Origin of the sequence: Klugiella xanthotipulae (assembly GCF_006716695.1) — a bacterium.
Classification (GTDB): Bacteria; Actinomycetota; Actinomycetes; order Actinomycetales; family Microbacteriaceae; genus Klugiella; species Klugiella xanthotipulae.
In genome coordinates this window covers 407,449-425,554 of sequence record NZ_VFPN01000001.1, presented here as the reverse complement: position 1 = coordinate 425,554, position 18,106 = coordinate 407,449, and the positions used below count along the sequence as shown (strand labels likewise).

Genomic DNA, 18,106 nt, shown 5'->3' with positions numbered 1-18,106 from the left:
CGACACTGGAGCGCACCGAGACCGATTGGCCCGCGGGCAGCGTAAGCTTGCTCGACATGGCTGAGCAGTCCGAGCGACACGACCGATTTGAGGAACAGGCGCTGCCCTTCCTCGACCAGCTCTATGGTGCCGCGGTGCGCATGACAAAAAATCCGCAGGACGCCCAAGACCTGGTGCAGGAGACGTTCACCAAGGCCTACGCCTCCTTTGGTTCGTACCGAGACGGTACCAACCTCAAGGCGTGGCTGTACCGCATCATGACCAATAGCTACATTAACTCGTACCGCAAACGCCAGCGTGAGCCGTATCTGGGGGCTATCGACGAGCTGGAGGATTGGCAGCTGGGCGATGCACAATCGACCACGGCATCCGGCTCGCGGTCGGCCGAGGCCGAGGCCATTGATCGGATGCCCGAGAGCGTGGTGAAGAACGCCCTCAACGCGATCTCGGAGGATTTTCGGATGGCCGTCTACCTCGCCGATGTGGAGGGTTTCTCGTATCAGGAGATCGCCGACATTATGAAGACGCCCGTGGGGACCGTGATGAGTCGGCTGCACCGTGGCCGCCGACTACTGCGCGACCTGCTGAGCGAGTACGCGGCCGAGCAGGGGCACTCGGTTGTGCCCACGGCGGCAGCACCGGGACAGAAACAGGGAAAGGGAGTCAGCCGATGACTGATTGTGGCTGCGACAAAGCAAAAGAATCGTTGGAGGAGTACCTCCACAATGAGTTGTGTAAAGACGACGCGAGCGATATTCGGGAGCATATCGAGAACTGCCCCGAGTGTTCCGGCGAGCATCGGGTGGGTCTTGTGCTGCGCGAGGCCGTGCAGCGCGCCTGCCAGGAGGCTGCTCCCGAGGATTTGCGCGACCAGGTGCTCGCGCGCATCCGCACGATCCAGGCGGAGCACGCCTAGCCTGCGGCGGGTGTGTGGGCATCGGGACGCCCACACACCCGCCGCAAGGTTAGAGAGTGAGCGCCTGGGCGATCAACTCGGCCTGCTCAGCACCGTGGCGCTTAGCCGAACCCGTTGCGGGTGAGGCGGAGGACGCGCGGGCTACCACCGACAGGCTGCGCCCGTTCAGATAACGGCTCACCTCCAGGCAGATGAACGGCCAGGCACCCTGGTTCTCGGGCTCGTCCTGCATCCAGACCAACTCGGCGTTCGGATACTGCGAGAGCACCGTGTTGAGCTGAGTGACGGGGGCCGGATAGAACTGCTCCACCCGCACGAGGGCGACATCGCTGCGGGGATTCTTCTCCAGCTCGTGCAGCAGGTCGTAGTACGTCTTACCTGCGACGAGCACCACGCGCTTAACCGCGGTCTTGTCCGTGATGCGGACATCGTCGATCACGGGTTCAAACGTACCGGACGTGAAGTCCTCAACCGAGCTCGTGGCCCCGCGCAGGCGCAGCATAGCCTTGGGCGTGAACACGACCAGGGGTCGCCGCGGCCGGGCGTAGGCCTGGCGACGCAGCAGGTGGAAATAGGATGCCGGGGTGGAGGGCCGTGCAACTGTCATGTTGTTCTCCGCGCACAGTTGCAGGTAGCGCTCAATCCGGGCCGACGAGTGATCGGGCCCCTGGCCCTCGTAGCCGTGCGGCAGGAGCATGACAACGGAGCTGTTCTGGCCCCATTTCTGCTCGGCGGAGGAGATGAACTCGTCGATCACCGTCTGGGCACCGTTGGCAAAATCGCCAAACTGGGCCTCCCACAGCACGAGGGCGTCCTCGCGCTCGACCGAGTAGCCGTACTCGTAGGCGAGGGCGGCGTACTCGCTCAGCAGTGAGTCGTAGATCCAGAAGCGGGCCTGATCCTCCGAGAGGTTCATCAGGGGGAGCCATTCCTGGCCGTTTTCGCGGTCGTGGAAGACGGCGTGACGCTGCACGAACGTGCCGCGACGGGCATCCTGGCCGGCGAAGCGCACCGGGGTGCCCTCAACCAGGAGGGAGCCGAGCGCGAGCAACTCGCCAAAGCCCCAGTCGATACCGCCATTGCGGCTCATATCGACGCGCTTGTTGATGAGCTGTTGCAGCTTGGAGTGCACCGTGAAGCCCGCGGGTTTGTTCGCGAAGGTGTCGCCGATCAACTCGACAACCGAGCGTTCGACGGCCGTGACCTCGGGGTGCTCGGAGACATCTGAGGACACATCATCGGTGGGGGAAACCACCGGGATGGCCGAGGTCTGGGCCGCGTGCGTGTCCGCAAAAGCGTATTCGAGGCGATCCTGGAAGTCTTTCTTCGCGTTCTCGTACTCTTCCTCGGTGATATCACCGCGGCCCACGAGGGACTCGGTATAGAGACGACGTACGGAGCGTTTGGCTTCGATCAGGTTGTACATCAGCGGCTGGGTCATCGAGGGATCGTCACCCTCGTTGTGACCGCGACGGCGATAGCACACCAGGTCAATGACGACATCGCGCTTGAACTCCTGGCGGTACTCGTACGCGAGGCGGGCGACGTGCACCACCGACTCGGGGTCGTCCCCGTTGACGTGGAAGACGGGGGCCTGGATCGACTTGGCGATGTCGGAGGAATAGACCGAGGTGCGCGAGTCGCGGGGAAGCGTGGTGAAGCCCACCTGGTTATTGACGATCACGTGGATCGTGCCGCCCGTGCGGTAGCCGCGTAGCTGGGAGAGCTGCATTGTTTCGAACACAACACCCTGACCGGCCATCGCGGCGTCGCCGTGCACGAGCACGGGCAGGGTGGAGAAGGTGCCGATCGGCTTGCGGTCTTGCTTGGCCCGCACAACACCCTCGAGGACACCATTGACGGCCTCCAGATGCGAGGGATTCGCGGCCAGGTAGACGGGAATCTCGCGGCCCTTCGTGCCCTTGAACGTGCCCTCGGTGCCGAGGTGGTACTTGACATCCCCCGACCCGCCGGTCTTGTTCTTGGCCTGGGTGCCCTCAAATTCGCGGAAGATCTGGCCGTAGGTCTTGCCCGCGATATTGGTGAGCACGTTGAGACGGCCGCGGTGGGCCATGCCGATGGCCACACCGTCTAGCTCGTCCTCAGCCGCACCCTGCAGGATCTCATCGAGTAGCGCAATCGTGGATTCGCCGCCCTCAAGACTGAAGCGCTTCTGCCCCACGTACTTGGTTTGCAGGAAGGTCTCGAACGCCTCGGCCTCGTTGAGCTTGGCGAGGATGCGCAACTGCTCGTCGTGGGTGGGTTTGGCGTAGGGCACCTCAACCTTGTTCTGGAACCAGACGCGCTGGGCCGGGTCCTGAATGTGCATGTACTCCACGCCCACCCTGCGGCAGTAGGAATCGCGCAGCACGCCGAGGATATCGCGCAGGGGCATTGCCCGCTTGTTGCCGATTCCGCCGGTGACGAACGGCCGGTCAAGGTCCCAGAACGTCAGGCCGTGCGACTCAATCTCCAGATCGGGATGTGTGCGCTGCACGTACTCGAGCGGGTCGATATCCGCCATGAGATGTCCGCGCACCCGGAAGGCGTTGATGAGTTCCTGCACGCGGGCCGTCTTGTCAACGGCATCCGAGATATCCACGTTGATATCGGGGGCCCACTTGATCGGCTGGTAGGGGATACGTACCGCCGCGAAGATGTCCTCGTAGAAGTTGTACTTGCCGATCAGTCGTTCGTGCACGAGCTTGAGGAATTCGCCCGAACCGGCCCCCTGGATGACACGGTGGTCGTACGTGCTCGTGAGCGTGATGGTTTTGCCGATGGCGAGGGCATTCAGCGTCTTCTGCGACGCGCCCTGGAACTCGGCCGGATACTCCAGCGCCCCGGCTCCGATGATGCAGCCCTGGCCCTTCATCAGGCGGGGGACCGAGTGTACGGTGCCGATTCCACCCGGGTTGGTGAGGGAGACAGTTGTACCGGCGAAGTCGCCGGCGACGAGCTTATTGGCGCGGGCTCGTTTGACCAGGTCTTCGTAGGCGGCGAGATATTCCGCAAAAGACAGTGTGTCAGCACGCTTGATGCTGGGAACCAGGAGTGCGCGACTGCCGTCGGGCTTGGGGATGTCGATGGCGATACCCAGATTGACATGCGCCGGTGAGATAACCGAGGGCTTGCCGTCTACCTCGTCGTAGTAGACGTTCTGGCTGCGGAAGCTGCTGAGCGTCTGGATGAGCGCCCACCCGATCAGGTGGGTAAACGAGACCTTGCCTCCGCGCGAGCGGCCCATGTGGTTGTTAATGACGATGCGGTTGTCGATCAGCAGCTTGGCCGGGATCGTGCGGACGCTCGTGGCGGTGGGGATCGTGAGGCTGGCATCCATATTGGTGGCGAGCGCCTTCGACATGCCCCGCAGCGGGGTCACGGTGTCTTGGGGCTCCTCGGAAACGATCTCAATCGTGCCGGTGACGGGAGCATCAGCCGGGATCGGCTGGGGGCGGGGTGCGGTGTTGGTGGTGCGGGCGACCGGCTGCGATGCCGTGACGGGTGCGGGGGTGGACGTCTCTGTCGAGCCAGCCGCGGGTGACATTGTTACGGGGGTTTCGGGGGCGCGGTGCGCTCCCTGCGGATCAGCGGGGGAATACTTGTCGAGAATAGGCCACCAGGACGAATCGACCGAGTTACGGTCAACGACGTACTGTTTGTACAGCTCCTCGACGAGCCATTCGTTTGCCCCAAAATCGTTTGATGATCCTTCCGAGGTTCCGGTCCCGGTTGTTTGGCTGCTCAAGCCGATCGCCCACTCTCTTGTGTTCTCACAAATCGTTGCGCACGAAAGTGCGTCTTTTCGCATAAATACGGTGTCACTAGCCTAGTGCGAAAAATCTGGACGTCCGTTCCATATGTGGGGGAGGTAGCCTTTTCGTTATGGAGTTTATTGATGAGGGCCCGCAGCACGATCTGACCTACTCGGATGTGTTTCTTGTACCGCGTCGATCCGGGGTGACGAGCCGTCTGTCGGTGGCGCTGAATCCCACCGATGGTACGGCGGCAACCCTGCCCGTTGTATCAGCCAATATGAACTCGGTGACGGGTCCGCGACTGGCCGCGACGCTCGCCCGCCGGGGCGGATTGGGCGTTATCCCGCAGGATATGCCGCTACAGGAATTGGCCGACGCCATCCGCTGGGTAAAAGCCCAGCCCACCCGCTACGACACCGCCATTACGCTGCTGCCGACCGCCTCGGTCGCAGAGGCCCGCGAACTATTACCACCGAGCGTTGAGCACGGTATCGTGATCCAGGATGACGAGTACCGCGGCATCGTGCCGGCCGAGGCGCTCGTGGGGGCCCAGCCGGGCGCTCCCCTCAGCGACCTGCTGCGCGGGCAGTGGGTGGCGCTCGCGACCGAGGATATCCGTGACGGCCGCAGCGCGTTTGACGCCCTGGTTGCCGCCGATGCGCATTTCGCCCCGGTCCTTGACCACGGTCGCATCGTGGGTACGGTTTCGCGTAAATCCGCTCTGCGCAGCACCATCTACACGCCCCACGTGGATGCTGAGGGTCGCCTGGCCGTTGCCGCCGCGGTGGGAATCAACGGCGACATTGAGGGGAAGGCCCGTGCGCTCGCCGAGGCCGGGGTAGATGTGCTGGTGATCGACACGGCGCACGGGCACCAGGACGCCATGATTCGCGCGATTGAGCGCGTGCGTGGGCTCGACCTGGGCATCCCGCTCGTGGCCGGTAATGTGGTGACCGCGGATGCTGTTGACGATCTGGTGGCGGCCGGTGCGGACATCCTCAAGGTGGGTGTTGGCCCCGGGGCAATGTGCACGACGCGGATGATGACGGCCGTGGGCCGTCCGCAGTTCTCGGCCGTACTCGAAACGGCAGACCGGGCTCGCCAGCGCGGCGCGCATGTGTGGGCCGACGGTGGTGTGCGGTACCCGCGCGACGTGGCGCTCGCGCTCGCGGCAGGGGCTGCAAGCGTGATGATCGGCTCGTGGTTCGCGGGCACGATTGAAGCGCCGGGGCGTATTCTGACTGACGACGAGGGCCTGCACTATAAGGAGAGTTGGGGGATGGCCTCGACCAAGGCCGTCGAGGGTCGCTTCGGTCGCCTTGATCCTTTTGAACTGGCCCGCAAGACACTCTTTGCCGAGGGTATTAGCGCGAGCACCATCTACCTGGACCCCACGCGGCCCTCGGTGGAGGACCTGCTCGACATGATTACGGCGGGTGTGCGCAGTTCGTTCACCTATGCGGGTGCGGCTACGCTGGCAGAGTTTCACGAGCGGGCGCGCGTGGGTATCCAATCGGCCGCGGGTTATGAGGAGGGCAAACCGTTGCCGGCCAGCTGGTAGTGAGGTCGGGCCACGGGCGGGGCAGTTATGGCGTGCCGCGGCAGCGGTGCCCCGCTAATTTTCGGTAGCGCCCCAGAGAGAGGCGACTATAATCGGAGGAATTATGGATGACCCTCCCTCTCATAGACCGGTTGCCCCCTTACGCGCGCGCGGTGACGGGTGGTGCGACCGGTGATGATCGACATTCTTCTGATTGGGGTCGGAGTTCTCCTGACCGTGGGCACGGGCTTTTTTGTGGCCTCCGAGTTTGCCCTCGTTAACCTGGACCGTGCCGAGCTGGAAGCCCGCCAGGATCGCGGCGAAAAGGGTCTCGGCACCACGATCTCGGCCCTCAAAATCACCTCAACCCACCTGTCGAGTGCCCAGCTGGGGATCACGCTGACCACCCTGCTCACCGGGTACACGGTGGAGCCTGCGCTGAGTCGCATTCTGGCCGGACCGCTGTCGGCCATCGGCCTCCCGGATGCCGCACTCCGGCCGGTCTCTGCCACGATCGCGATCGTGCTGGCCACTCTGCTCTCGATGATCATCGGCGAGCTGGTGCCCAAGAACCTGGCCCTCGCTAAACCCATCGGTACGGCCCGGGTGGTGGTGCCATTCCAGGTGCTCTTCACGACCGTGTTTCGACCGGCCGTCTCCCTGCTGAACAACAGTGCCAACGGGGTACTGCGACTCGTGGGAATCGAGCCCAAAGAAGAGCTTTCCGGTGCGCGTTCTGCCGAGGAACTGTCCTCCCTCGTGCGGCGCTCCGCCCTCGCGGGGATGCTGGAGGTTGACACGGCCACCCTGCTCAGCCGCACCCTGCGATTTAGCGAGCACACGGCATCCGATGTGATGACGCCCCGGATGCGGCTGGTTGTGGTGCACCGGGAGGACCCTGCCGAGGCCATCCTGGATGCGGCGAGGGCAACCGGGTTCTCCCGCTTTCCCGTGATCGATGCCGACCAGGATGATGTTGTGGGCATTGTGCACGTGAAGCAGGCCATCTCGCTGCCCCGCGAAAAGCGAGGCGAGGTACCGGTCGGTGCCCTCCAGGAGGAGGCGCTGCGTGTTCCCGAGACGATGAAGCTCGACGTGCTTCTCGAAGAACTGCGCGGACGCGGCTTCCAGATGGCCGTCGTCGTGGACGAGTACGGCGGAACCGCCGGGGTAGCCACCCTCGAAGACCTCGTGGAGGAGCTGATTGGCGAGGTTGCCGACGAACATGATCGCGCGCGGGCCGATGTGGTGCAGGGGCTCAACTCCTTTACCTTCCCGGGGGCCCTGCGGCCCGACGAATTGCTTGACCGCACCGGTGTCACGGTGCCCGAGGACGGCCCCTACGAGACCGTCGCGGGATACGTGATGAGTGAACTTGGCCACCTGCCCGTCATCGGCGACGTCGTGGGGCTGCCCGGTGGCGAACTGCGCGTGGAGCGGCTGGACGGTCGGCGCATTGACCGGCTCCGGTTCACCCCGGTGGTTGTGGCCGAGAAGGAGGGCGACGATGAGTGATTGGGCCGGAATAGCCTGGCTGTGCGTGTTACTGCTCGCCAACGCCTTCTTTGTGGGGGCTGAGTTCGCCGTGATTTCGGCTCGGCGCTCGCAGATCGAGCCACTCGCCGAGGGGGGTAAGCGCAGTGCCAAGACGGCCCTTTACGCGATGGAACACGCCACCCTGATGCTGGCCACCAGCCAGCTGGGCATTACGGTCTGTTCGTTGCTGATCCTGAATGTCTCGGAGCCGGCCATCCACCACCTGCTGTCGGTACCGCTCGGCCTGACGGGCTGGTCAGTCGAGGTCGTGAGCGCGATTGCCTTTGTGATTACGCTGCTCTCGGTGTCCTACCTGCACGTGGTCTTTGGCGAGATGATCCCCAAGAATATGTCATTTTCCCTGCCGGATAGGGCCGTGCTTCTGCTGGCCCCGCCGCTGGTGTTCTGTGCCAACATGTTGAGGCCGGTGATCGTGTTCTTGAACGCGACGGCCAACGGTATCCTTCGCCTGTTTCGGATCGAGCCGAAGGATGAGGCCGCGAGCACGTTTACCCTCGACGAGGTGGCGACCATCGTGAACCAGTCCACCCGGGAGGGGGTGCTCAAAGATTCGACGGGTGCGCTGACCGCGGCGTTTGAGTTCACCGAGAAGACGGTTCGTGACACGGCCATCCCCATGGACACTCTCGTGACGCTGCCCGAGGCCACGGCATCCCCCGCCGATGTGGAGGCGGCCGTGACCAAGCACGGTTTCTCGCGCTACGTGCTGGTGGATAACGCGGGCGAGCCCGTGGGCTACGTGCACCTGAAAGATGTGATTGATCTCGATGAAGACGAGTTGCACGACCCGATCCCCACCAAGCGGGTGCGCCGGGTGGTGTCGCTGTTTGAGGATACCGACCTGGAGGACGCTCTGGCCCGCCTCCAGCGCACGGGTGCCCACCTGGCCCGCTCCTTTGATACACGGGGGGAGACCACGGGTGTGCTCTTCCTCGAAGATATCGTGGAGGAACTGGTGGGCGAGGTCCACGATGCCACGAGACGAGGGAGGTTCATATGAACGACCCGATGATTCTTGAGTTTACGCGCGCCGATGCGCGTCGCTGGGTGCGCGAGCCCGGCCCCAGCGATGACAAGTACACACGCGGTGTCCTGGGCGTGGTGACGGGGTCGCACGACTACCCGGGTGCCGCGGTCCTGGGTGTCGAGGCTGCCATTCGAACGGGGGTGGGGATGCTGCGCTACACGGGTCCCGGCCGCGTCTGCGACCTGGTGCTGCACCGACGGCCGGAAGTGGTGACGGTGGCCGGGCGGGTCCAGGCCTGGTTGCTCGGCTCGGGAATGGATGCCCGCACCCGCACGGCCCAGCAGCGCGAGACCCTCGTGGCCGCCGCCTACTCGGGCGTACCGTGTGTGCTCGATGCCGGTGCGCTTGACCTCACCGGGGAGACCTCCGGTCCGGCTGTGATTACCCCGCACGCCCGTGAGCTGGCGCGGTTGCTCTCGTCGCGTGGGGTGCCGGTCACGGAGGAGGAGATCTCTGCCGACCCCTGCTCCTGGGCGGCGCGGGCAGCGCGCGAGCTACAGAGCACGGTGCTGTTGAAGGGACATCAAACGGTTGTGTCGGATGCCGAGGGGCAGTTGCGCGTGCTGCCGCGGGCGACCGGCTGGCTCGCCACGGCCGGGACGGGAGACGTGCTTGCGGGTATCCTGGGCGCGCTGTGTGCCACCAACGCCGAGGTGATCGTGGGCGACCCGCGCACTCTCGCCTCGGTCGCGGCGACCTCCGTGGTCATCCACTCGCGGGCGGCCGAGTTGGCGAGCGCGGGCGGGCCCATTGCGGCCCTGGATATTGCGGGGATGATTGGCCGGGCGGTTGCCGAGCTGGCCGCAGACTAGTCAGTCGGCGTCTGATGTATCGGCCAGTCGCTCGGCGTTGAGGCTGAAATCGACGGTGCCGGACACCACATCTGTGCTCTGCACGGAGAACCCTGCGGATTGCTGGGCGGCGCTGAGGAGATCGTTGGGAACCGTGATCGTGCCCGTAACGGTGCCCGTATCTTCACCGAAGCTGGCGTTGAGCGAGAGATCGGTTGGGCGCTCCACCCCGTCAACGGTGACCAGGCCGTAGGCGATTGCGTTGGTATCACCCGTCGCTGCGTCGCGGCCCAGAAAACAGGACTCGGTGAGCGTGAAGGAGATAGTGGGATACCCGGCCGCGCTGATCTCGATGGAGGCCTGCGTGAGCACATTATCCGTGAGCTCTATATTTCCGGTGGTGGTGCCCTCAACCGCATGATTGTTGGCCGTGTCGGTGCCGTACGTGCTGGTGGCCGTACCCGTGGCCTCGTAGCGCACGGGTACCGGGGCGGTGAGCATATTGTGGCTGTCGGCGATGATCGGCGGGATTTTGCTTGCATCGCTGACCGCGGCATCGCTCCCCGCCTGCGAGGACGAGAGGACCAGAACGGCCGAGCCGAATCCGAGAAGAACCAGGCCAGCCGCGATGATGCTGGAAACCAGCGCGAGGCGCAATCGTGGTGACATTCTGGCTCCTTTCACAGGCGTAGTGCGCTCAAATAGCGTGGGTGTAGCGCGGTGGTGGATGGTGGTGTGACGGCTAATGGAAGGATGGTGTCACAGGCGCGGGGCGCACCGAGCGTAAATTCTTGTCCTCAGCGTAGCTCCGTCAGGTGGGAAGCAGGTGTGAGGTACCTGGAGTTTTACTCGTGTTCAAGTGCCATCCCTCTCCGTTCGGCGAGAGCCAGAGAGCCGAGCATCGCGGCGGCAAAAAACGCCGCAAAAATGGTGAAAAGGAGGGTTGTTCCGCCCCACTCCCGCAGCAGCGGGACGAGCAGCGGGGCCACGATGGAGGCCACCCTGCCGAAACCGGCCGCTCCACCAGCGCCGGTTGCCCGGAGGTCGGTGGGGTAGAGCTCGGGGGTGACGGCGTAGAGGGCACCCCAGGCTCCCAGATTAAAGAAGCTGAGCAGCATCCCGTAGGTGATGATGAGGCCGGGATCGGTCGCGGTACCGAAGAGGGCGGCGGAGACGGCGGAGCCCGCGAGGAATGCCGCGAGGGTGGGTCGGCGGCCCCACGCCTCGATCAGCCAGGCGGAGACGGCGTAGCCCGGCAACTGTGCGAGTGTGATGACGAGGGTATAGCCGAATGAGCGCACCAGGTCGAAACCGGCGGCGACGAGGAGGGAGGGGATCCAAATGAACGCGCCGTAGTAGGCGAAGTTGATGCAGAACCAGACAAGCCAGAGGGCACTCGTCGTGCGGCGGTGCGGGCGGGCCCAGAGGGCGGTGATGCGCTGGGCTGCGGTGCGGGTGGGCAGGGGGCGTGCCGCCGCGGAGGTGAGGCCACCGGATGCACCCACTGTGCCGATAGGGTCGGCAGTGCTCGCAGCGGCGGCCTCCTGCGTCTGCGCGCCGCGCGCTGCTGACCGCTCGAACGAGCGCACGGTGGCCTCGGCCTCGGCAAACCGGCCGCGCGACTCCAGGAAGCGCACTGATTCGGGCAGCCGGAACCGCACCACGGCGGCGAAGATCGCGGGTAGAGCGCCGATCAGCAGGGCGTAGCGCCAGCCGCTGTCCGAGGCGGGCACGATCAGATAGCCGATCACGGCCGCGAGACTCCAGCCCACGGCCCAGAAGGCCTCCAGGATCACGATGATGCGGCCCCGGATGCGCGGTGGCGCAAACTCGCTGACCAGGGTTGAGGCCACCGGCAGTTCGGCTCCGAGGCCCAACCCGATGAACACGCGGAGCGCCACGAGCGAGGCGACCGACCAGGCGAGCGCGGCGAAGCCCGTGGCCACGCCGAAGAGCAGGAGGGTGAGTGCAAATACGGTGCGGCGGCCCACCCGGTCGGCGAGTAACCCGCCCACTCCGGCTCCGATAGCCATCCCGATGAACCCGGCGGAGACGATCCAGGAGGCCTCGGCTGGCGAGAGGCTCCACTGCACGGTGAGTGCCGCCACGACGTAGGAGATGAGCCCAACATCCATCGCGTCGAGGGCCCAGCCCGCACCCGAGCCGAGGAGGAGACGGCGGTGTTGGCGGGTGAGTGGCAGCGCATCCAGACGTTCGGTGCGCGTGGGCAGCGGGGCACCAGGGGCCGATGGGGAGGGCAGGATCACACTGCCCTATTCTGCCGGATATCAGGGCCCCCCGGTGCCCCCGCACGGAGGAGCGCCGGTATGGCGAGCAGCCGGCGCAACTGTGCCCCTACGGCATCCGACTCAATCAGGAAGCCGTCGTGACCAAACTTCGAGTGGATCACGGCGGGTACGTTGCCGTCGATGTTACCGGGCACATGGCGGGCGATGATCTCCTGCCCCTCGAACGGGAATAACCGGTCACTGGGGATTCCGATGACGAGAGTGGGCGCGGCGATCGCCGAGAGAGCATCCGCTGCCCCGCCCCGTCCGCGGCCGATATCGTGCGAGTTCATCGCCTGCACCAGGGTGACGTAGCTATTGGCGTCAAAACGCCGGGTGAATTTGTTGCCGTGGAAGTCGAGGTATGACTCGACCGCGAAGCGCCCGCCGCCGCCCAGCGGGCTGAGTGAGCTCTGCCACGACCGGCCGAAGCGTTCGTTCAACTCGGTGTGGCTGCGGTAGTTGAGCAGTGCCATCCGTCGTGCGAGCGCGAGGCCGTGGTGCGGGCCGTTGCCGTCGCCCGCATCGTAGTAGTTGCCGCCGTGGAAGGCCGGGTCGCTACGGATCGCCTCCAACTGCACCAGGTTAACGCCGATCTGGTCGGCGGTCGTTACGGGGGGCGAGGCGATCACGGCCAACCGGTCGAGCAGATCGCCGTGCTGCACACCCCATTCGAGCGCGTGCATTCCACCCATTGAGCCGCCGATGACGGCCGCCCAGCGGCGGATGCCCAGAGCCCGCATAAACGCCACCTGCGCCGCAACCTGGTCGCGCACCGTCAGGTACGGGAAACGACCGGCCCACTCGGTGCCGTCGGGGTGCAGCGAGGCGGGGCCGGTGCTGCCCTGACAGCCGCCCAGCATATTGGGCGCGATCACGCACCACTCGTCGGTGTTGAGCGCTGAGCCTGCCCCCACAACCTCCTGCCACCAGCCGTCGGTGTGGTGGCCGGGTCCGGCCTGCCCGCTCAGATGGCTGTCGCCCGTGAGCGCGTGCAGCACCAGGATGGCGTTGCTGCCCTCGGCGTTGAGGGTGCCAAAGGTTTCGTACGCGATGCGGGCGTGCGGGATGCTCTCGCCGTTTTCCGTGACGATCTCGCCAATATCGACGAACGACCGCTGGCCAACCGGGTCACCGTCCCGCCAGGCACCCGAGGGGGCCGGTTTACCGATGAGGGAGCGGATCTGGGCGTCCGTGATGAAGTGAGATGGGGCCGAATCCTCGTGTGTTTGCCAATCCATTCCCCCATTGTGTCAAAGTGGGCCGGGAGAGCACCGTTTGTTACGGCGGCGCGGGCCAGACACGCGTGAGGCCCCGCTCGGGTGAGCGGGGCCTCACGCGGCGATCCCTAGTTGGCGGCGCGGGCCGCGGCAACTACCGAGCGGGCCGCGGCAAAACCCCGGTCCAGGTCGGCCTTCAGATCGTCGATGTTTTCGATGCCCACCGAGAGCCGCACCAGGCCGGGGGTGACCCCGGTTGTGAGCTGCTGCTCGGGGGTGAGCTGCGAGTGCGTGGTCGAGGCCGGGTGGATGACGAGGCTGCGCACATCACCGATGTTAGCCAGGTGGCTGAACAGCTCCAGGTTGTCCACGAGCGCGCGACCGGCATCGACACCTCCCTTGAGTTCGAAGCTCAGGACGGCCCCCACACCCTTCGGGGCGTACTTGTTGGCCGCGGCGTACCACGGGCTCGACGGGAGGCCGGAGTAGTTGACGCTCGCGACATCCGGATGGCTATCCAGCCACTCGGCAATCTCCTGCGTATTGAGCACGTGCCGCTCCACCCGCAGCGAGAGGGTCTCAATACCCTGAATGAGCTGCCAGGCGCTCGCCGGGGCGATGGCCGCGCCGAGGTCGCGTAGCAATTGCACGCGGGCCTTGATGATGTACGCGATGCTGTCGCCCAGCGCGCCCGTGTAGCTGACACCGTGGTAGGACGGGTCGGGCTCGGTGAGACCGGGAAATTTCTCGACGTTCTTCGACCAGGCAAATGTGCCGCCGTCCACGATCACGCCGCCAATGGTGGTGCCGTGTCCGCCCAGGAACTTGGTGGCCGAGTGCACCACAATATCCGCGCCAAACTCAAACGGGCGGATCAGGTACGGGGTGGCGATCGTGTTGTCCACGATCAGCGGCAGGTTGTTCTCGTGCGCGACACCCGCAACCTTCTCGATGTCGAGGATGTTGATTTTGGGGTTGCCGATTGTCTCGGCGAAGAACAGCTTGGTGTTGGGCCGCACCGCGCGGCGCCACTCCTCAGCGTCGTCCTGGTTCTCCACAAACGTGGTCTCGATGCCAAGACGGGCCAGCGTGTACTTAAAAAGGTTGTAGGTGCCGCCGTAGATGGAGCTTGACGACACAATGTGGTCGCCGGCCTGGGCAATGTTGAGTACCGCGTAGGTTTCGGCGGCCTGGCCGGAGGCCACGAGCAGGGCACCCGTGCCCCCCTCCAGCGCGGCGACCCGCTGCTCAACAACATCCTGGGTGGGGTTCTGGATTCGGGTGTAGATATTCCCAAACTCGGCCAGGGCAAAGAGGTTCTTGGCGTGGTCCGAGTTCTTGAACACGTACGAGGTGGTCTGGTAGATGGGAGTTGCGCGAGCGCCGGTGGTGGGGTCGGGCTGTGCGCCCGAGTGAACCTGCTTGGTTTCAAACTGCCACGAGGACGAATCGGTCATTTTAGTGCTCCTTGTGATGCTTCACGGATATGTTAAGCCGCGTCTGAGCTTATTGGCTGGCTGGGGGTGGGGCAATACGGCGTGACACACGGGGTAACGCAGCCGAGTGCGCGGAATCTCCGGGATGCGTACGGCAAGATAGTGGAACAGGAATCGGCGAGCGGAAGGCGCATTGTGACAGCACGGCAGGTGGTAGTGACCGGGGCAAGTTCGGGCATCGGGGAGGCAACGGTGCGGCTGTTCCGCGAGCGGGGCTGGTCCGTGATCGGCGTTGCCCGCCGCGCCGACCGCCTGGCTCGGCTCGCGGCGGAGACCGGTGCCCACGTGATCGTGGCTGACCTGACGCGAGAGGAGGACATCCGGCGAATGACCGAGGGCATCATCGCCCTCGGCGGGGCCACGGCACTCATTAACAATGCCGGTGGTGCGATTGGGGCCGACCGCATCGAGGAGGGCTCGGCGGACGATTGGCGCCGGATGTTCGAGATCAACGTGATCGCCGTGCGCAACGTAATTTCCGCGCTGCTGCCCGTGCTGCGCGACGGGGCCAGGGAGCACGGCAGCGCCGACATTCTCAACGTGACCTCAACCGCCGCCTACTTCCCCTACCAGGGCGGGGGCGGGTACAACGCCACCAAGTTTGCGGCCCGCGCCCTCACCGGCGTGCTGCGTTTGGAGCTGGGCGGCGAACCGATCCGGGTGTTGGAGGTTGCCCCCGGAATGGTGCACACCCCCGAGTTCTCGCTCAATCGCTTTGGCGGCGACGCGGCCCGGGCCGAGGCCGTGTACGACAATGTGCCCGCCCCGCTGGTGGCCGCCGATATTGCCGAGGCTATCGTGCACGCCGTGGAGCTGCCCGCCCACGTGAGCACCGACGTTATTATCGTGAAGCCGGTCGCCCAGTCGAGCATCTACCAGGTGCATCGCGGCGAGCTGACCCCCCGCTAGCGTCGCTACTCCCATGACGGACAGCATCGCCGCCCCCACCCCCTACGAGGTCTTGGGCGTGCCCGCCTCCGTTTCTCCGAGCGACTTGCGCGTGGCGTATCGCCGGATGCTGCGCCTCACCCACCCCGATACCGGCGGCGACCCGGCGCAGTTCCTCGCGGTTCAATCCGCGTGGGAACGGGTGGGAGACGAGGAGGCGCGCGCCGCCTACGACCGCGGCTACACCCTCCCCGGCTCGGGAGATGCCGCCGGTTGTGCCCGGCGCGCCCCGGGCGGCGGCTCGGCCCTGCGGGCCCGCTCGTTTGGCGTTGCTGGCGGACTGGCCCGCGACGAGTACGCGCGGCTCGTGGCGGACTGGGGCGGTGCGGCCGGGCGTAACCCCCTTGACCCCGCCGTGGTGCGCTCGGCCCCACCCGAGCTGCGCGCCGTGCTGGCGATGGCTCTCGCCCAGGAGGAAACGGAGCAGCTGGTCCTGCACCTGGGCATGGGCTACATCGCCTGGCACGAGGTCGCCGTGACCGGTGCCGAGCCGCTCAATCATGTGGTGCTGGGGCCCTCTGGGCTCTACGGCCTGCGCTCGGCGGATTGGGGGCGCGGTGTGAGCGTGGTGCGTGGGGACGTGGCGGGGGAGGGGATCTCGGTAGACGAGCATCCGCTCGCCGACCTAGCCCGCCAATGCGGGCTGCTGGGTCGCTCGCTGGGCGTGCGTTTTACCGCCCCCGTGCTCGTGGTGCCGGATGCGGCGCTCGCCGAACCCATCGTGATGATAACCCACGGCCCGCGGGCGGGTGCGATTGTGGTGCGGCGTTCGCTGCTGCCGCGCGTGCTGCGCGACGGTGTCCACGGTGCCGAGCGGGTGAGTATCGGGCGGGTATACGATCTACGCACGCGGCTTCTGGCGGGGCTGCGGACGCTGTAGCGGACTCGGTTTTATTAAAGAACCATTTCGGTATATTGTGGGAATTGTCCCTCGGTTCTCCTCGAATTCAGCTGCCGCGTGCGGGGGACCGGCGTAACCGCGGCACCTCCGGCCGGGGCATTCCCGTTTACTAGCGTGCGGGGATGCCCCATTTTTATGCGGGTAGGGGCGGCGGTCGCCAGACTCACTCGTGCGTGGGTAGCCGCTAGGCTGAGCCGGTGAGTATTTTTCTGGCGGGCCAGGGCGAATCTGGCGAGAATCCCGCGGTTATTGCCGGTTTCCTGGGCGAGGCGCAGCGGTTGGCCACGTCCGCGGGGCGCACCCGCCCGCGGATTGCCGTCGTAGTCGTTGCCGACGAGCACTCCACCTACGGCACCCCCGCGGAGCGCGTGGCCGGGATTACCGAGTTGCTGAGCGCCCACGGAGCCGCCGATGTGGTGCCCGTCACGGCCCCCGAGGGCGGGGTTGTGGAGGCGTCACTCTGCGCCCATAACGACGGCATCCTGGTGGCCGGCGGGCATACCCCCTCCTACGCGGCGGCCCTCGGGGCCAGCGCCACCGTCATCCGTGACCTGGTTTCCGGGGGTGCGCCCTACCTGGGCTTCTCTGCCGGAGCCGCGATTGTGGCCGAACGCGCTCTCGTTGGCGGCTGGTTGATTGGCGGGGTGCCGGTGGCCCCCGAGGCGGCGAGTGAAAACCGTGCCGAGGTCAGCATCGTCGAGGGCCTGGGCCTGATCGACCTCACCGTGGATGTGCACGCGGCGCAGTGGGGCACCCTCACGCGGGTGATCGCCGCGGTCGAGGCCGGTCTGATTACCGAGGGTATTGCGATTGACGAGAACACCGCGCTCGTGGTTGGCCAGGGGGCCCTCCGCGTGGTCGGCTCGGGCAGCGTCTGGCGGGTGCGGGCGAGTGAGGCCGGTGTGCTCGTGTCGAGCCTGGGCGCGACGGAGTAGCCGCCATGCCAATGACCCTCACCGAGATGGCCGATGCCCACCTGATTGCCCCCGATTGGGCTGAGGCCCTGCAACCGGTTGCCGCGCAGATTGCCCTGATGGGCGAGTTCCTGCGCCACGAACGCGCCGAGGGCCGCGATTATCTGCCCGAGGGCAACAGCATCTTGCGAGCCTTCAGCTACCCGCTCAGCGAGGTGCGCGTGCTGATCGTGGGCCAGGACCCTTACCCCACGCCCGGGCATCCGATGGGCCTGTCGTTTGCGGTAACCCGCGATGTGCGCCCGGTGCCACGAAGCCTGAACAACATCTATCGCGAGCTGCGCGATGATCTCGGATACGAGCCCGTCTCGCACGGCGATCTCACCGAGTGGTCTGAGTCGGGGGTTATGCTCCTCAACCGCGTGCTCACGGTGCGCCCCGGTGCCCCGGCCTCGCACCGCGGTAAAGGGTGGGAGGCCGTCACCGAGCACGCCATCCGCGTGCTGGTGCAGCGCCCCCAGCCGCTCGTCGCGATCCTGTGGGGCCGCGACGCCGCCTCGCTGAAGCCCCTGCTGGGTGACACCCCGTACATCGAGAGCGCCCACCCGTCGCCGCTGTCGGCCTCGCGCGGATTCTTCGGGTCGAAGCCGTTCAGCCGGGCTAATGCCGCGCTCGAGAGCCGGGGCGGTGTGCCCGTGAAATGGATGTTAACAGACACGGCCAGGGGCGCATCCGGGTCATAGAATAATC

The 18,106-nt window shown here is 65.8% G+C and carries 15 protein-coding genes; 10 read left to right on the top strand and 5 right to left on the bottom strand.

The genetic code is table 11. The annotated features are described in order from the left end of the window. The first annotated feature begins 56 nt into the window (after window positions 1-56). Both FB466_RS01860 and FB466_RS01855 read left to right on the top strand, forming a co-directional pair. On the top strand, window positions 57-674 hold the full coding sequence (locus FB466_RS01860) for a sigma-70 family RNA polymerase sigma factor (RefSeq protein ID WP_141916767.1): 618 nt from the start codon (window positions 57-59) through the stop codon (window positions 672-674). After that, window positions 671-916: a zf-HC2 domain-containing protein gene (locus FB466_RS01855; protein ID WP_141915375.1), complete on the top strand. Its 246-nt coding sequence runs from the start codon at window positions 671-673 to the stop codon at window positions 914-916. The genes FB466_RS01860 and FB466_RS01855 overlap by 4 nt, the downstream gene beginning before the upstream one ends. A 49-nt stretch (window positions 917-965) precedes the next feature. Here FB466_RS01855 and FB466_RS01850 read toward each other — a convergent pair whose 3' ends face one another. Beyond that, window positions 966-4,664, bottom strand: a complete 3,699-nt coding sequence (locus FB466_RS01850; protein WP_211344738.1) for a multifunctional oxoglutarate decarboxylase/oxoglutarate dehydrogenase thiamine pyrophosphate-binding subunit/dihydrolipoyllysine-residue succinyltransferase subunit — start codon at window positions 4,662-4,664, stop codon at window positions 966-968. A gap of 137 nt (window positions 4,665-4,801) precedes the next feature. Here FB466_RS01850 and guaB1 point away from each other — a divergent pair, with 137 nt between their 5' ends. The 4 genes from guaB1 (at window position 4,802) to FB466_RS01830 (ending at window position 9,610) form a co-directional block, all read left to right on the top strand. After that, window positions 4,802-6,235 carry a GMP reductase gene (guaB1, locus tag FB466_RS01845; protein WP_141915371.1) on the top strand — a complete coding sequence of 478 codons (1,434 nt, stop codon included), beginning with the start codon at window positions 4,802-4,804 and terminating at the stop codon, window positions 6,233-6,235. A 174-nt stretch (window positions 6,236-6,409) separates the two neighbouring features. Continuing rightward, on the top strand, window positions 6,410-7,729 hold the full coding sequence (locus FB466_RS01840; RefSeq protein ID WP_141915370.1) for a hemolysin family protein: 1,320 nt from the start codon (window positions 6,410-6,412) through the stop codon (window positions 7,727-7,729). Beyond that, entirely contained in the window at window positions 7,722-8,771 is a 1,050-nt protein-coding gene (locus FB466_RS01835) for a hemolysin family protein (protein ID WP_141915368.1), read from the top strand. Before FB466_RS01840 ends, FB466_RS01835 begins: the two co-directional genes overlap by 8 nt. Beyond that, window positions 8,768-9,610 (top strand): ADP-dependent NAD(P)H-hydrate dehydratase, encoded by an 843-nt coding sequence (locus FB466_RS01830; protein WP_246054496.1) that lies wholly within the window; start codon window positions 8,768-8,770, stop codon window positions 9,608-9,610. The genes FB466_RS01835 and FB466_RS01830 overlap by 4 nt, the downstream gene beginning before the upstream one ends. Here FB466_RS01830 and FB466_RS01825 read toward each other — a convergent pair whose 3' ends face one another. From FB466_RS01825 to FB466_RS01810, 4 genes are all read right to left on the bottom strand, one after another. After that, window positions 9,611-10,258: a hypothetical protein gene (locus FB466_RS01825; protein ID WP_141915366.1), complete on the bottom strand. Its 648-nt coding sequence runs from the start codon at window positions 10,256-10,258 to the stop codon at window positions 9,611-9,613. It abuts the gene before it with no gap. Between the two features lie 176 nt (window positions 10,259-10,434). Continuing rightward, window positions 10,435-11,850, bottom strand: coding sequence for an MFS transporter (locus FB466_RS01820; protein ID WP_425460894.1), 1,416 nt, complete (start codon window positions 11,848-11,850; stop codon window positions 10,435-10,437). Window positions 11,851-11,852: 2 nt separating this feature from the next. Continuing rightward, a complete protein-coding gene (metX, locus tag FB466_RS01815) occupies window positions 11,853-13,118 on the bottom strand; it encodes a homoserine O-acetyltransferase MetX (RefSeq protein WP_141915365.1) in 1,266 nt (421 codons plus the stop codon). A gap of 107 nt (window positions 13,119-13,225) precedes the next feature. Beyond that, on the bottom strand, window positions 13,226-14,554 hold the full coding sequence (locus FB466_RS01810) for a bifunctional o-acetylhomoserine/o-acetylserine sulfhydrylase (RefSeq protein WP_141915363.1): 1,329 nt from the start codon (window positions 14,552-14,554) through the stop codon (window positions 13,226-13,228). Window positions 14,555-14,725: 171 nt separating this feature from the next. On the opposite strand from FB466_RS01810, the gene FB466_RS01805 reads away from it, so the two are divergent. From FB466_RS01805 to FB466_RS01790, 4 genes are all read left to right on the top strand, one after another. Continuing rightward, window positions 14,726-15,502, top strand: coding sequence for an SDR family oxidoreductase (locus tag FB466_RS01805; protein WP_246054542.1), 777 nt, complete (start codon window positions 14,726-14,728; stop codon window positions 15,500-15,502). A 13-nt stretch (window positions 15,503-15,515) separates the two neighbouring features. Beyond that, on the top strand, window positions 15,516-16,421 hold the full coding sequence (locus tag FB466_RS01800) for a DnaJ domain-containing protein (RefSeq protein WP_141915362.1): 906 nt from the start codon (window positions 15,516-15,518) through the stop codon (window positions 16,419-16,421). 218 nt (window positions 16,422-16,639) lie between these two features. Continuing rightward, entirely contained in the window at window positions 16,640-17,377 is a 738-nt protein-coding gene (locus FB466_RS01795) for a Type 1 glutamine amidotransferase-like domain-containing protein (RefSeq protein WP_141915360.1), read from the top strand. Between the two features lie 5 nt (window positions 17,378-17,382). Continuing rightward, window positions 17,383-18,099 carry a uracil-DNA glycosylase gene (locus tag FB466_RS01790; RefSeq protein ID WP_141915358.1) on the top strand — a complete coding sequence of 239 codons (717 nt, stop codon included), beginning with the start codon at window positions 17,383-17,385 and terminating at the stop codon, window positions 18,097-18,099. Window positions 18,100-18,106: the final 7 nt, after the last annotated feature.

Excerpts from the sequence above, each read along its gene's own strand:
- FB466_RS01860 (WP_141916767.1), top strand. The coding sequence starts at position 57 with ATGGCTGAGCAGTCCGAGCGACACGACCGATTTGAGGAACAGGCGCTG.
- FB466_RS01855 (WP_141915375.1), top strand. The coding sequence starts at position 671 with ATGACTGATTGTGGCTGCGACAAAGCAAAAGAATCGTTGGAGGAGTAC.
- guaB1 (WP_141915371.1), top strand. The coding sequence starts at position 4,802 with ATGGAGTTTATTGATGAGGGCCCGCAGCACGATCTGACCTACTCGGAT.
- FB466_RS01840 (WP_141915370.1), top strand. The coding sequence starts at position 6,410 with ATGATCGACATTCTTCTGATTGGGGTCGGAGTTCTCCTGACCGTGGGC.
- FB466_RS01835 (WP_141915368.1), top strand. The coding sequence starts at position 7,722 with ATGAGTGATTGGGCCGGAATAGCCTGGCTGTGCGTGTTACTGCTCGCC.
- FB466_RS01830 (WP_246054496.1), top strand. The coding sequence starts at position 8,768 with ATGAACGACCCGATGATTCTTGAGTTTACGCGCGCCGATGCGCGTCGC.
- FB466_RS01825 (WP_141915366.1), bottom strand. The coding sequence starts at position 10,258 with ATGTCACCACGATTGCGCCTCGCGCTGGTTTCCAGCATCATCGCGGCT.
- metX (WP_141915365.1), bottom strand. The coding sequence starts at position 13,118 with ATGGATTGGCAAACACACGAGGATTCGGCCCCATCTCACTTCATCACG.
- FB466_RS01810 (WP_141915363.1), bottom strand. The coding sequence starts at position 14,554 with ATGACCGATTCGTCCTCGTGGCAGTTTGAAACCAAGCAGGTTCACTCG.
- FB466_RS01800 (WP_141915362.1), top strand. The coding sequence starts at position 15,516 with ATGACGGACAGCATCGCCGCCCCCACCCCCTACGAGGTCTTGGGCGTG.
- FB466_RS01790 (WP_141915358.1), top strand. The coding sequence starts at position 17,383 with ATGCCAATGACCCTCACCGAGATGGCCGATGCCCACCTGATTGCCCCC.